Genomic DNA, 12,495 nt, shown 5'->3' with positions numbered 1-12,495 from the left:
CAGCCAGTCGTACCGATGAATATTCCAAACCTGCTCACCGTTCTACGCGTCCTGCTCATTCCGATCTTCATCCTGCTGTTCTATGTGCCCTACCACTGGAGCTACATGGCCGCCAGCACGGTGTTCGCCATCGCCGCCGCCACCGACTGGCTGGACGGCTACCTGGCCCGTCGGCTGCAGCAGAGCACACCGTTCGGCGCCTTCCTCGACCCGGTGGCGGACAAGCTGATGGTCGCCGTGGCGCTGGTGCTGCTGGTGCAGGTGCACGCCAACTTCTGGCTCACGCTGCCGGCGGCGGTGATCATCGGCCGCGAGATCGTGGTTTCGGCGCTGCGCGAGTGGATGGCCGAGTTGGGGGCGAGGGCGCATGTAGCGGTGTCCAGCCTGGGCAAATGGAAAACCGCCGCGCAGATGCTGGCGCTGGTGATCCTGCTGGCCAACCCGCCGGCCATGAGTTTCTGGGTGGCGCTGGGCTACGGCCTGCTGCTGGTGGCCGCCGGCCTGACCCTGTGGTCGATGGTGCACTACCTGGTGGCCGCCTGGCCGCACCTGCGCGAAGGTTCTGAGCAGAAATAAAACTTTTTTGAATCAAGGGGTTGACGCCGTTCTACAAATCGCTAGAATGGCCCCCATCACGACGCGGGAATAGCTCAGTTGGTAGAGCACGACCTTGCCAAGGTCGGGGTCGCGAGTTCGAGTCTCGTTTCCCGCTCCAAATATCGATTTCAGAGGTTGCAACAATCTCTGTAAATCACGAAAAAGAGGCCTTTAAGGCCTCTTTTTTTTGTGCCCGATAATCTGTCATCCCCTCTTTGCCAGGCGAAAGCTCCTGGCACATCCTTCCCCCTGAGTAACTGCTGACCCTGGGCTGCCCAGGAACCAGGACGCCGAGTGTTTCGACGCGGCGCTTGCCAGCAGTATGTAGCGCACGGGATCGAGGGTGGGGTGATGTTCTGCTGCCTGGTTGCATTCACGCAGAGGACATCATGCCCCACTCATTTCCGTCACCGGTTTCGAACGATGCGCTGCTCGCGCAAACATTGCCGGCGTGGTTGACCCGCGCCTCCACGGCCCATCGGCGGGCGCTGTGCCAGAGCCTGCTGGCCCAACAGCGTGCGCAGCATGCGCTTGACCAGCAACTGGGTGTGTTGCTGGCGATCGATGCATTCGCCGAGCCGCTACTGGTCGAAGCCTTGCAAGAGGCCAGCGGCCTTTCCCTGGATGTACGGGCCTGCCAATTGCTGCGGGTCTGGACCGAAGTGCAACCCGTGGTGCCCGCCAGCCTTCCCTTGCCGATCAGTACCCACCAGCAGACCCAGAGCCTGCTGGCCGCCGCGTTGCACAACTTCTCGGAGAGTGAGGCGCAGGTGGGGAAGATCCTGGGCGATGCGCGGGTGCTGGCGGTACCGACGGACGATGAAGATCGCCGCAGCCGCAGTGAACGGCTGAGCGCGTTTCTGCAGGCCGAGCCCCGCCGCCTGCAGCGCCTGGTTCGGCACACCGACAGCGCAGTCCAGAACCGTGACGCCTGGTTGCAACTGTTGGAGCCCGACGACCGCTTGTTGCGGGGTATGCAGTGGGACAGCTTGATGCACGAGCCCGGGGCTGTAGATTTTTACCAACTGCTCGCCGATCTGCGAGGGACAGAGGATTTCATCTTTCATCGCGGTGACCTGGCCGTACGGGCCTGGAGTGTGATCGAGAACTGCGCCGCCAATACCGGGCTGCGCGAACGCTTGTTCGAGCTGGCTGGTCATCCGCGCACCTGCAGCGACAGTGTGGCGCTGAACTTCAGCTTGCTTGAGGTGCAATCCTGGGTGTACCTGCACAGTGCTGGCCAGACAGGCCTGGCGGCCGAGCGCAGCCTGCAGCGCCTGGGCCGCTCGCTGTTCCGGCTCGACGAGGTCGATCGCGCGGCGTCCGAGGAAATTGCCAGGCGCGCGGCCCAAGGCATCGAGTACGACGAGGTGGAGGTCCGCCTGATGTACCGCGTAGGCCTGGCGCAGGCCCTGGACCTGCCCGGGCAGCCGAGCAACATGCGTTTCCCGACCAGCGCCGAGGTATCGCATCGCAGCCTGGTGGCGGTGCGCAGCCAGGTGCTGATCGCCGAGCGCACGCCGCGCCTGGTGGCATCGGTGGCCCAGCGCGAGTTCTGGCAGACGCACCTGCGCGAGACCTATGCACAACGCTTCGAGCACACCGACCAGCCCTTCCATGAGCAGTTGGAGCGTTTGCAGGAGGCCGATCTGCCCGAGGGTGAATACCTGTCGGCCATCGGCGCGGTGGCCGAGGCCCGTGAGGCGGCGATGCAGACGCTGATCGAAACCCTGACCCAAGAAATCTTCGCCCGCAATCCGTTGTGAACGGCACAACGCGCGGCGCAGGCGCAAGCCTGCGCCGCGCGGGCTTCAGAAGCCGAAGTCGCTCAACCCCGGGTGATCATCGGGCCTGCGCCCCAGCGGCCAGCGGAACTTGCGCTCGGCTTCGGCGATGGGTTGTTCGTTGATGCTGGCGTGGCGGTTGCGCATCAGGCCATCTTCGGCGAACTCCCAGTTCTCGTTGCCGTAGGCGCGGAACCACTGGCCGCTGTCGTCGTGATATTCGTAGGCGTAGCGCACGGCGATGCGGTTGCCGGTGAAGGCCCACAGCTCCTTGATCAGGCGGTACTCCAGTTCGCGGTTCCACTTGCGGGTGAGGAAGGCCTGGGCCTCTTCGCGGCTGCGGCAGAACTCGACACGGTTGCGCCAGTGGGTATCGAGGGTGTAGGCGAGTGCGACCTTGGCGGGGTCGCGGCTGTTCCAGCCGTCCTCGGCCAGGCGGACTTTCTCGATGGCGCTTTCGCGGGTGAAGGGCGGAAGTGGAGGGCGGGACATTGGGCAATTCCTCTGCTTGAAGTGGTCAGCGGGATGCTGTGCACGGCTTGAAGGCTAGCCCTGCAGGTTGTGCAGGGAAATCCGTGCCCGGCTCACTTCATAATTGCAGGCGGCGGAACAATTGCAGCATCAGCCGCGCGGCCACCGTCCGCGCGGCTTTTTCAGATGATCAGTCCCAAGCCGGCGCCAAGCCGTCGGGGCTGACTTCGCGACCATTGCGCTCCAGGGTGGCGATAAGCGCCATGTCGTCGGCATCCAGCTGCAGGCTGCGGGCAAGCAGGTTGCTGGCCAGGTTTTCGCGCTTGGTCGACGACGGGATCACCGCGTAACCCAGCTGCAGGGCCCAGGCCAGGGCTACCTGGGCGACGGTGGCTTTGTGCTTGGCCGCGATCTGGGCGAGTACCGGGTCCTTCAGCACCTTGCCGTAGGCCAGGGTCATGTAGGAGGTGGTGGTGATGCCCTGCTCCTTGAGGAAGGCAGTCAGTTTGTTGTTCTGCAGGTAGGGGCTGAGCTCGATCTGGTTGGTGGCGATCTCGCCTTTGCCGACGGCTTCGATGGCCTGACGGGTCAGCTCGATGTTGAAGTTGGAAACGCCGATCTGGCGGGCCAGGCCCAGTTTCTTGGCCTCAGCCAGGGCCTGCATGTACTCGGGCAGTTCGACGCCGTTGCCGGGGGCCGGCCAGTGGATCAGCAGCAGGTCGACGTGGTCGGTACGCAGCTTGGCCAGGCTTTCGCGCAGGCTCGGCAGCAGCTTGTCGGCTGCGTAGTTGTCGACCCAGATCTTGGTGGTGATGAACAGTTCGCTGCGGGGCACGCCGCTTTCGGCGATGGCCTGGCCGACCTCGGCTTCGTTCTTGTAGATCTGCGCGGTGTCGATGGCGCGGTAACCCAGCTGCAGTGCCGACTTGACCGAGTCGATGACGGCTTGGCCAGTCAGGCGGAAAGTGCCAACGCCGAAGGATGGAATGCTCATGGGGTTGCTCCTGTGGTGGGATGCCGGGGCTGCGTGCTGCGGCATCGTTCGGATAGGTGGCAGTGTGCGGCACTCACAGGTTTTGATTAAGGTGTTGGGGCGCCAAGGTCCTTTGATCTGGAGTCATGAGTGAGTGGTTTTTTCATGCCCGGCAAAGATGAAATACCCTGAAAAACGGTGTGGTTTCCCGTCTTTGCAGAGGTAGTTGGTCGCAATTCTCACGTTGCCTCGGAACTAACTACACTGAGATGTCTCTATGATGGCGTCGGCAGACAGCAGGGGGGGCATTGTAAGGTGACCTCCGCCTGATTAGACTGCGCCGAATTCGTACGCAAAGCCCTACGTTAAGGACGTATATGATCAAGAAATGCTTGTTCCCGGCAGCCGGTTACGGCACTCGTTTCCTGCCCGCTACCAAAGCCATGCCCAAGGAAATGCTGCCGGTGGTCAACAAGCCACTGATCCAGTATGGCGTTGAAGAAGCACTGGACGCCGGCCTGAATGAAATTTCCATCGTCACCGGCCGCGGCAAACGCGCCCTGGAAGACCACTTCGACATCAGCTACGAGCTGGAAAACCAGATCAAGGGCACCGACAAGGAAAAATACCTGGTCGGCATCCGTCGTCTGCTGGACGAGTGCTCGTTCGCCTATACCCGCCAGACCGAAATGAAAGGCCTGGGCCACGCCATCCTCACCGGCCGCCCGCTGATCGGTGACGAGCCGTTCGCCGTGGTACTGGCCGACGACCTGTGCGTCAACCTTGATGGCGACGGCGTGCTCGCGCAAATGGTCGCGCTGTACAAGAAGTATCGCTGCTCGATCGTTGCCATCCAGGAAGTCGACCCGCAGGAAACCAACAAGTACGGCGTCATCGCCGGTGAAGAGATCAAGGACGGCATCTTCCGCGTGGATTCCATGGTCGAGAAGCCGAAGCCGGAAGACGCACCGTCGAACCTGGCCATCATCGGCCGTTACATCCTGACCCCGGACATCTTCGAGAAGATCGAGCAGACCGAGCCAGGCAAAGGCGGCGAGATCCAGATCACCGACGCACTGATGAAGCAGGCCGCCGAAGGCAACGTGATCGCCTACAAGTTCAAGGGCAAGCGTTTTGACTGCGGTGGCGCCGAAGGCTACATCGAGGCGACCAACTTCTGCTTCGAAAACTTCTACAAGACCGGCAAGGCGTACTGAGTTCGCCCGGCAGGTCCAGGAGCCACCCTTCGGGGTGGCTTTTTTGTTTGTGGCAGGCAACGGCGCTATGCTGGGCGCCTGCCAAGGAGACTGACTACATGGCCTACGATTTTGATCTGTTTGTGATTGGCGCCGGTTCCGGCGGTGTGCGTGCGGCGCGTTTCGCCGCGGGCTTCGGCGCCAAGGTGGCCGTTGCCGAGAGCCGCTACCTGGGCGGTACCTGCGTCAACGTCGGTTGCGTGCCGAAAAAACTGCTGGTGTACGGTGCCCATGTCGCCGATGAGCTGGAGCAGGCCGCCGGCTTCGGCTGGACCCTGGAAGAAGGCCACTTCGACTGGGGCACCCTGATCGCCAACAAGAACCGCGAGATCGAGCGCCTCAACGGCATCTACCGCAACCTGCTGGTCAACAGCGGCGTCACCTTGTTGACCGGCCATGCGCGTATCACCGGGGCCAATGAAGTGGAAGTGGAAGGCCAGCGCTACAGCGCTGCGAACATCCTGATCGCCACCGGCGGCTGGCCGCAGGTGCCGGACATTCCGGGCAAGGAACTGGCGATCACTTCCAACGAGGCGTTCTACCTCAAGGACCTGCCGCGCCGGGTGCTGGTGGTCGGTGGTGGCTACATCGCCGTCGAGTTCGCCGGTATCTTCCAGGGCCTGGGCGCCGCTACCACGCTGCTGTACCGTGGCGACCTGTTCCTGCGCGGTTTTGATGGCTCGGTGCGCACGCACCTCAAGGAAGAGCTGGAAAAACGCGGCATGGATCTGCAGTTCAATGCCGATATCCAGCGCATCGACAAGCTCGACGACGGCAGCCTCAAGGCCACCCTCAAGGATGGCCGCGAGCTGGTCGCCGACTGCGTGTTCTACGCCACCGGGCGCCGGCCGATGCTGGACAACCTGGGCCTGGAGAACACTGGTGTGGAACTGGACGAGCGCGGCTTCATCCGTGTCGATGAGCAGTACCAGACCACCGCGCCGTCCATTCTGGCCATTGGCGATGTGATCGGCCGCGTACAGCTCACCCCGGTGGCACTGGCCGAAGGCATGGCCGTGGCCCGTCGTCTGTTCAAGCCCGAGCAGTACCGCCCGGTGGATTACCAGAACATCCCCACCGCGGTGTTCAGCCAGCCGCCGATCGGTACCGTGGGCTTGACCGAAGAGCAGGCGCTGCAGGCCGGGCACAAGGTGCAGGTCTTCGAGAGCCGCTTCCGGGCGATGAAACTGACCCTCACCGATATCCAGGAAAAGACCCTGATGAAGCTGGTGGTGGATGCCGACACCGACAAGGTGCTGGGCTGCCACATGGTCGGGCCGGATGCCGGCGAGATCATCCAGGGCCTGGGCATCGCGCTGAAGGCCGGGGCGACCAAGCAGCAGTTCGACGAGACCATCGGCGTGCACCCGACGGCGGCCGAAGAGTTCGTGACCATGCGTACCGTTACCCGCTGATCCGCGTCACCCCTAATCGCGGGGCAAGCCCGCTCCCACGCCGGAACCGTCGCTTCCATGCGGTTCAGGCGTGGGAGCGGGCTTGCCCCGCGATGCTTTCTGGCTCGCGCAATCCTTTGCTCAGCTCAATCCCTTCTATTAATAAACCCACCTTATAGCCAAAACCAATCACAAGCATGAGCTTTGCCAATGAGCCTTCAGCCGGAGCAGTCGGTAGGATTCACTCCATCAACTGATTCCAACCCCATGAAGGAGCGTCTCTCATGCCAATCATCAACAGCCAGGTCAAACCGTTCACCGCCACCGCTTACCACAAGGGCGAGTTCGTTCAGGTCAGCGAAGCCGACCTGAAAGGCAAGTGGTCCGTCGTGTTCTTCTACCCGGCCGACTTCACCTTCGTCTGCCCGACCGAGCTGGGCGACCTGGCCGACAACTACGCCGAGTTCCAGAAGCTGGGCGTCGAGATCTACGGCGTGTCCACCGACACCCACTTCACCCACAAAGCCTGGCACGACACCTCGGACACCATCGGCAAGATCCAGTACCCGCTGATCGGTGACCCGACCCACATCATCTCGCGCAACTTCGACGTACTGATCGAAGAAGCCGGCCTGGCAGATCGCGGTACCTTCGTGATCAACCCGCAAGGCCAGATCAAGATCGTCGAACTGAACGACGGTGGTGTAGGCCGTGATGCTGCCGAGCTGCTGCGCAAAGTCAAAGCCGCCCAGTACGTTGCCGCCCACCCGGGTGAAGTCTGCCCGGCCAAGTGGAAAGAAGGCGAAGCCACCCTGGCACCGTCCCTCGACCTGGTCGGCAAGATCTAAGTCGATGTGCACCTCGCGGGCGGTAGACAGCCGCCAAAGCTGAAGTACCTACCGCCCCGTAAAAACGCCCGGGCGATCCTGCCTGGGCGTTTTTGTATCCGAAGTTTGAAAAAGGAATCGCCCGTATGTTGGACGCCACGCTTAAATCGCAACTGAAAACCTACCTGGAGCGGGTCACCCAGCCGATCGAGATCGTCGCTTCCCTCGACGACGGCGCGAAGTCCCGCGAATTGCACGACCTGCTGGTGGAAATCGCCGGCCTGTCGAACCTCATTACCTTCAGCGCGGACGGCAGCGACGCCCGTCGTCCTTCGTTCTCGCTGAATCGCCCTGGGGCGGACATTAGCCTGCGCTTTGCCGGCATCCCCATGGGCCACGAATTCACCTCCCTGGTGCTGGCGCTGCTGCAGGTCGGCGGCCACCCCTCGAAAGCCAGCGCCGAAGTGATCGAGCAGATCCAGGGCTTGCAGGGTGAGTTCAGCTTCGAAACCTACTTATCGCTGTCGTGCCAGAACTGCCCGGACGTGGTCCAGGCACTGAACCTGATGGCGGTGCTCAACCCCAACGTGCGCCATGTCGCGATCGACGGCGCGCTGTTCCAGGATGAAGTGGAAAGCCGCAAGGTCATGGCGGTTCCGAGCATCTACCTGAACGGCGAAGTGTTCGGCCAGGGCCGTATGGGCCTGGAAGAGATCCTCGGCAAGATCGACACCAGTGCCGGCGCTCGCCAGGCTGAAAAGATCAATGCCAAGGACGCCTTCGACGTGCTGGTGGTCGGTGGCGGCCCAGCCGGTGCGGCGGCGGCCATCTATGCCGCGCGCAAAGGCATCCGTACCGGGGTTGCCGCCGAGCGTTTCGGCGGCCAGGTACTCGATACCCTGGCCATCGAAAACTTCATCTCGGTGCAGGAAACCGAAGGGCCGAAACTGGCCATGGCGCTGGAAGAGCACGTCAAGCAGTACGACGTCGACATCATGAACCTGCAGCGCGGCGAAGCGCTGATCCCGGCCACTGACGGTGGCCTGCACGAAGTACGCCTGGCCGGCGGCGCCTCGCTCAAGGCCAAGACCGTGATCCTGGCCACCGGTGCCCGCTGGCGCGAAATGAACGTGCCGGGCGAGCAGGAATACCGCGCCCGTGGCGTGGCCTACTGCCCGCACTGCGACGGCCCGCTGTTCAAGGGCAAGCGTGTGGCGGTGATCGGCGGTGGCAACTCTGGTGTGGAAGCGGCCATCGACCTGGCCGGTATCGTCGCCCAGGTGACCCTGATCGAGTTCGACAGCCAGCTGCGCGCCGACGCGGTGCTGCAGCGCAAGTTGCACAGCCTGCCGAACGTCACGGTGATCACCCGCGCGCTGACCACCGAAGTGATCGGCAATGGCGAGAAGGTGACCGGCCTGCGCTACAAGGACCGCAGCACCGATGAAGTGCATGAGCTGGCGCTGGAGGGCATCTTCGTGCAGATCGGCTTGCTGCCGAACACCGATTGGCTCAAGGGCACTGTCGAGCTGTCGCCGCGTGGCGAGATCATCGTCGATGCCAAGGGCCAGACCAGCATCCCCGGCGTGTTCGCTGCTGGTGACGTGACCACGGTGCCGTACAAGCAGATCGTCATCGCCGTGGGCGAGGGCGCCAAGGCTTCGCTGGCAGCGTTCGATCACCTGATCCGGACTTCGGCACCGGCGTAAGCCTGTTCCGGCCTCTTCGCGGGGCAAGTCGCAGCGGCGCACCGCCGCTGCGACTTGCCCCGCGATTGCGTTGGTGTGGTAGTGGCTATCATGAAGGGCAGTCCCCTTCAGGAATCGCACCCATGACCCTGATCAGCCGCGAACCCTGGTGGCTCGTGCCACCCCAGCCCGGGCAGAAAGAGCAGGACCTGCACTGGGGCTACCTGGAAATCTACGCAGACGGCCGTACCGTGTTTGTCGACCAGCGCCCCAGCGAGCGCGAAATGGCCGAGCGCAAGAGCTGTCGCAACTTCCCCGAAGCACTCAAGCCCTGACCTCAGCCTTCCAGCTGGGCCAGGCGCTCCTCCAACGCGGCAATCCGCGCTTCCAGCGCTTCGATGCGCTCCTGCGAGACACTGCCGGCACCGCTGCGTGCGCCACCCTCCTGCTGACGCGCGGCGAGGATCTCCTCGATTTGGGCCGGGTCGCCCAAGGCGTGGGTGTAGCGGTCCTCGCGCTGGCCGGCCTGGCGCGGCAGGTGCAGGGCCAGGCCACGGGAGATCAGGCGCTCCAGCTGGTGCTGGACCTGGTCGACGTCTTCGAAATCATGCAGGCGGTTGCTGCGGGTCAGCAGTTCATTGAGGGTTTGCGGGCCGCGCAGGAACATCAGGCCCATCAGCACCAGTTGCGCCGGTACCAGCTCCAGCGCCTTGTCCACCCGCTGTTCCCAGCGGTCGGCACGGCTGCCCATCTGCAGGCGGGCCATGTTCTGCCCTTCGAGGGCGCGCAGGGCCTGGCCAACCTGGCCGGGGGAGAGGTTCATGACAGGTTCGCGGCTGGTTTTCTGGTTGCAGGCCAGGACCAGGGCATTGAGGGTCAGGGGGTAGGTTTCCGGGCTGCTGGCCTGCTTTTCGATCAACGAACCGAGGACGCGGATCTCGGTGCTGTTGAAGCGGCCTTCGCCGGTGCTTTCGTGTTCGGACATGGCCTTGTCTCATTGCGAGGAAAAGGCCACTAGCCTAGGTAAAGTGCCTGGCTTAAGCAATCGTCGAACGCATCGCGGGGCAAGTCGCAGCGGCGCACCGCTGCGACTTGCCCCGCGATGGCCCCGTCAGGCGTTGCGCTGCTCCATGGCCTGGCACGCGGCGGCGGTAAACAGCACATCGGTGGAGGAGTTCAGCGCCGTCTCGGCCGAATCCTGCAGCACGCCGATGATGAAACCGACCGCCACCACCTGCATGGCGATCTCGCTGGGAATACCGAACAGGCTGCAGGCCAGCGGGATCAGCAGCAGCGAACCCCCGGCCACGCCCGAGGCGCCGCAGGCGCACACCGCCGCCACTACGCTGAGCAGCACGGCGGTAGGCAGGTCGACCGGGATGCCCAGGGTGTGCACGGCCGCCAGGGTCAGCACAGTGATGGTGATCGCCGCGCCGGCCATGTTGATGGTCGCGCCCAGGGGGATCGACACCGAGTAGGTGTCCTCGTGCAGGCCGAGCTTTTCCGACAAGGCCAGGTTGACCGGAATGTTGGCCGCCGAACTGCGGGTGAAGAACGCGGTGATGCCGCTTTCGCGCAGGCACAGCAGCACCAGCGGGTAAGGGTTGCGGCGGATTTTCCAGAACACGATCAGCGGGTTCATCACCAGTGCCACGAACAGCATGCAACCGATCAGCACGGCCAGCAGGTGCAGGTAGCCCAGCAACGCGTTCAGGCCGGATTGCGCCAGCGTCGAGCTGACCAGGCCGAAGATCCCCAGCGGCGCAAAGCGAATGACCACGCGCACGATCAAGGTGACGCCGTTGGACAAGTCCTCGACCACGGTGCGGGTGGTGTCATTGGCATGGCGCAGGGCGATGCCCAGGCCGATGGCCCAGGTCAGTACGCCGATGAAGTTGGCATTGAGCAGGGCGTTGATCGGGTTGTCGACGGCGCTCAGCAGCAGGTTCTGCATCACTTCGGTGATGCCGCCGGGGGCGCTGAGCGAAGCCTCGCTGGCGTTCAGCACCAGCTGCGAGGGGAACAGCATGCTGGCGGCCACGGCCACCACCGCGGCGGCAAAGGTGCCCAGCAGGTACAGCCAGAGGATCGGGCGGATATGGGTTTCCTGGCCGTGGCGGTGGTTGGCGATCGAGGCCATCACCAGGATGAACACCAGCACCGGCGCAACCGCTTTCAGGGCGCTGACGAATACCTTGCCAAGGAAGCCGAGGTCGCGCGCCACGGAGGGCGCGAGCAGGGCCAGGGCGATGCCGGCCACCAGGCCGATGCAGATCTGCGTCACCAGGCCGGTGCGGTTGATGAGGCGAAGAACGGGGGTCATGTGCAGCGCAATCTCGGGGGTGAATGAACCGCGTACTTTACCACAGCCAGGTTTGGCACTAATCGCGGGGCAAGCCCGCTCCCACGCAGCTCCGACGATTCATGTCACATGCACGATAGCCGGGGCTGCTTCGCGGCCCTTTCGCGACGCAAGGCCGCTCCTACAGGTCGTCTTGTCACCAGTGGAACAACTCCCGCCGGGCCCCCTCGGTGATCGCCACGATGCCCGGGTGCTTGACCTTGCGCTCCACCGAGATGGCATAGAACGACTCGTTCACCGCCTCGGTCTGGCCGATCAACTGCACCCCGTACTGGCGGCACACTTCTTCGGCGATCACGCTGGGGGCGACGAAGATGCCGCTGCCAGACTGGCCGAAGGCCTGCATCAGCGCGCTGTCGTCGAACTCACCGACAATGCGCGGCTGCACCTGCTGCTCGGCCAACCAGCGCAGCAGGCGGCTGCGCACCACCGTTTCCTGGCCGGGGATCAACAGCGGTGCATCGTCCAAGCAGGCGGGGAAGGGCTTGTCGAGCTGTGCGGCCAGCGTGTGCGTGGCAAAGAAGCTCAGGCCGCATTCCCCCAGCTTCTGGCTGTAACCCTTGATGTCCAGGTGGTTGGGCATGGGGCTGTCGGAAATCACCAGGTCCAGGCGCTGGATCGCCAGGTCTGCGAGCAGGCGCTCGAGCTTGTCTTCGCGGCAACTGATGCGCAGCACCTCATCCAGTTCCATGGTGGGTGCCAACAGGCGGTAGACGATGGACTTGGGCACCACGTCGGCCACCCCCACACGGAACAGGATCTGTTCCTGAGGGCCGGCACGCAGCATGGCTTCCAGCTCGCCGCCGATCTGGAACATCTGCTCGGCATAGGTCAGTGCCTGGCGGCCGGTTTCCGTCAGCTCCAGCTGACGGCCGACGCGCTGGAACAGCTCCAGGTTCCAGGTCTGCTCGAACAGGCTGATCTGCCCGCTGATCGTCTGCGGCGTAAGATTCAGTTGCTCGCTGGCGCGGGCGATACTCCCGGTCTTTGCTACAGCCCAGAAGTAATGAAGCTGGCGGTAGTTGAGCATGGCGTTTCCGGATTCGTAAAAACCGAAGTATATCAGCTGAAAATACGAATTTTCCGGATGTTTCAGCCCCTCTAGAATGCGACCCCATCAGGCGCATCGCGCGCCGCACGGAT

Annotated in this window: 12 protein-coding genes and 1 tRNA gene; 8 read left to right on the top strand and 5 right to left on the bottom strand. The window is 63.4% G+C overall.

What is annotated here, in order from left to right:
* Window positions 1-15: 15 nt before the first annotated feature.
* The 3 genes from pgsA to DM373_RS12670 all read left to right on the top strand — a co-directional run bounded on the left by pgsA (window position 16) and on the right by DM373_RS12670 (window position 2,363).
* Entirely contained in the window at window positions 16-576 is a 561-nt protein-coding gene (gene pgsA, locus DM373_RS12680) for a CDP-diacylglycerol--glycerol-3-phosphate 3-phosphatidyltransferase (RefSeq protein WP_110993914.1), read from the top strand.
* A gap of 63 nt (window positions 577-639) precedes the next feature.
* Window positions 640-715 (top strand) — tRNA-Gly (locus DM373_RS12675).
* 271 nt (window positions 716-986) lie between these two features.
* The gene (locus DM373_RS12670; RefSeq protein WP_110993913.1) at window positions 987-2,363 is read left to right on the top strand and encodes an NEL-type E3 ubiquitin ligase domain-containing protein; all 1,377 of its coding nucleotides are present in this window, start codon (window positions 987-989) and stop codon (window positions 2,361-2,363) included.
* A gap of 45 nt (window positions 2,364-2,408) precedes the next feature.
* Here the strand turns inward: DM373_RS12670 and DM373_RS12665 are convergent, their stop codons facing one another.
* Both DM373_RS12665 and dkgB read right to left on the bottom strand, forming a co-directional pair.
* Entirely contained in the window at window positions 2,409-2,873 is a 465-nt protein-coding gene (locus tag DM373_RS12665; RefSeq protein ID WP_110993912.1) for a nuclear transport factor 2 family protein, read from the bottom strand.
* Window positions 2,874-3,042: 169 nt separating this feature from the next.
* The gene (dkgB, locus tag DM373_RS12660; RefSeq protein ID WP_110993911.1) at window positions 3,043-3,846 is read right to left on the bottom strand and encodes a 2,5-didehydrogluconate reductase DkgB; all 804 of its coding nucleotides are present in this window, start codon (window positions 3,844-3,846) and stop codon (window positions 3,043-3,045) included.
* Between the two features lie 356 nt (window positions 3,847-4,202).
* Between dkgB and galU the strand changes: the two genes are divergently transcribed.
* The 5 genes from galU to DM373_RS12635 all read left to right on the top strand — a co-directional run bounded on the left by galU (window position 4,203) and on the right by DM373_RS12635 (window position 9,325).
* Complete coding sequence (galU, locus tag DM373_RS12655; protein ID WP_110993910.1) at window positions 4,203-5,042, top strand: UTP--glucose-1-phosphate uridylyltransferase GalU; 840 nt, start codon at window positions 4,203-4,205, stop codon at window positions 5,040-5,042.
* Between the two features lie 98 nt (window positions 5,043-5,140).
* Window positions 5,141-6,496, top strand: coding sequence for a glutathione-disulfide reductase (gorA, locus tag DM373_RS12650; RefSeq protein WP_110993909.1), 1,356 nt, complete (start codon window positions 5,141-5,143; stop codon window positions 6,494-6,496).
* Window positions 6,497-6,759: 263 nt separating this feature from the next.
* On the top strand, window positions 6,760-7,323 hold the full coding sequence (ahpC, locus tag DM373_RS12645; RefSeq protein WP_110993908.1) for an alkyl hydroperoxide reductase subunit C: 564 nt from the start codon (window positions 6,760-6,762) through the stop codon (window positions 7,321-7,323).
* Window positions 7,324-7,448: 125 nt separating this feature from the next.
* On the top strand, window positions 7,449-9,011 hold the full coding sequence (gene ahpF, locus DM373_RS12640; RefSeq protein ID WP_110993907.1) for an alkyl hydroperoxide reductase subunit F: 1,563 nt from the start codon (window positions 7,449-7,451) through the stop codon (window positions 9,009-9,011).
* 122 nt (window positions 9,012-9,133) lie between these two features.
* Window positions 9,134-9,325 (top strand): hypothetical protein, encoded by a 192-nt coding sequence (locus DM373_RS12635; protein WP_110993906.1) that lies wholly within the window; start codon window positions 9,134-9,136, stop codon window positions 9,323-9,325.
* Between the two features lie 2 nt (window positions 9,326-9,327).
* On the opposite strand, the gene DM373_RS12630 is transcribed toward DM373_RS12635, so the two are convergent.
* From DM373_RS12630 to nhaR, 3 genes are all read right to left on the bottom strand, one after another.
* A complete protein-coding gene (locus DM373_RS12630) occupies window positions 9,328-9,975 on the bottom strand; it encodes a YceH family protein (protein WP_110993905.1) in 648 nt (215 codons plus the stop codon).
* Between the two features lie 126 nt (window positions 9,976-10,101).
* The gene (gene sstT / locus DM373_RS12625; protein WP_110993904.1) at window positions 10,102-11,313 is read right to left on the bottom strand and encodes a serine/threonine transporter SstT; all 1,212 of its coding nucleotides are present in this window, start codon (window positions 11,311-11,313) and stop codon (window positions 10,102-10,104) included.
* Between the two features lie 175 nt (window positions 11,314-11,488).
* Entirely contained in the window at window positions 11,489-12,382 is an 894-nt protein-coding gene (gene nhaR, locus DM373_RS12620) for a transcriptional activator NhaR (RefSeq protein WP_110993903.1), read from the bottom strand.
* Window positions 12,383-12,495: the final 113 nt, after the last annotated feature.

The organism is Pseudomonas sichuanensis (genome assembly GCF_003231305.1).
GTDB classification, from domain to species: domain Bacteria; phylum Pseudomonadota; class Gammaproteobacteria; order Pseudomonadales; family Pseudomonadaceae; genus Aquipseudomonas; species Aquipseudomonas sichuanensis.
Note: the sequence above shows the minus strand (reverse complement) of the source record. Positions and strands in the feature narration are given on the sequence as shown.

Excerpts from the sequence above, each read along its gene's own strand:
- pgsA (WP_110993914.1), top strand. The coding sequence starts at position 16 with ATGAATATTCCAAACCTGCTCACCGTTCTACGCGTCCTGCTCATTCCG.
- DM373_RS12670 (WP_110993913.1), top strand. The coding sequence starts at position 987 with ATGCCCCACTCATTTCCGTCACCGGTTTCGAACGATGCGCTGCTCGCG.
- DM373_RS12665 (WP_110993912.1), bottom strand. The coding sequence starts at position 2,873 with ATGTCCCGCCCTCCACTTCCGCCCTTCACCCGCGAAAGCGCCATCGAG.
- dkgB (WP_110993911.1), bottom strand. The coding sequence starts at position 3,846 with ATGAGCATTCCATCCTTCGGCGTTGGCACTTTCCGCCTGACTGGCCAA.
- galU (WP_110993910.1), top strand. The coding sequence starts at position 4,203 with ATGATCAAGAAATGCTTGTTCCCGGCAGCCGGTTACGGCACTCGTTTC.
- gorA (WP_110993909.1), top strand. The coding sequence starts at position 5,141 with ATGGCCTACGATTTTGATCTGTTTGTGATTGGCGCCGGTTCCGGCGGT.
- ahpC (WP_110993908.1), top strand. The coding sequence starts at position 6,760 with ATGCCAATCATCAACAGCCAGGTCAAACCGTTCACCGCCACCGCTTAC.
- ahpF (WP_110993907.1), top strand. The coding sequence starts at position 7,449 with ATGTTGGACGCCACGCTTAAATCGCAACTGAAAACCTACCTGGAGCGG.
- DM373_RS12635 (WP_110993906.1), top strand. The coding sequence starts at position 9,134 with ATGACCCTGATCAGCCGCGAACCCTGGTGGCTCGTGCCACCCCAGCCC.
- DM373_RS12630 (WP_110993905.1), bottom strand. The coding sequence starts at position 9,975 with ATGTCCGAACACGAAAGCACCGGCGAAGGCCGCTTCAACAGCACCGAG.
- sstT (WP_110993904.1), bottom strand. The coding sequence starts at position 11,313 with ATGACCCCCGTTCTTCGCCTCATCAACCGCACCGGCCTGGTGACGCAG.
- nhaR (WP_110993903.1), bottom strand. The coding sequence starts at position 12,382 with ATGCTCAACTACCGCCAGCTTCATTACTTCTGGGCTGTAGCAAAGACC.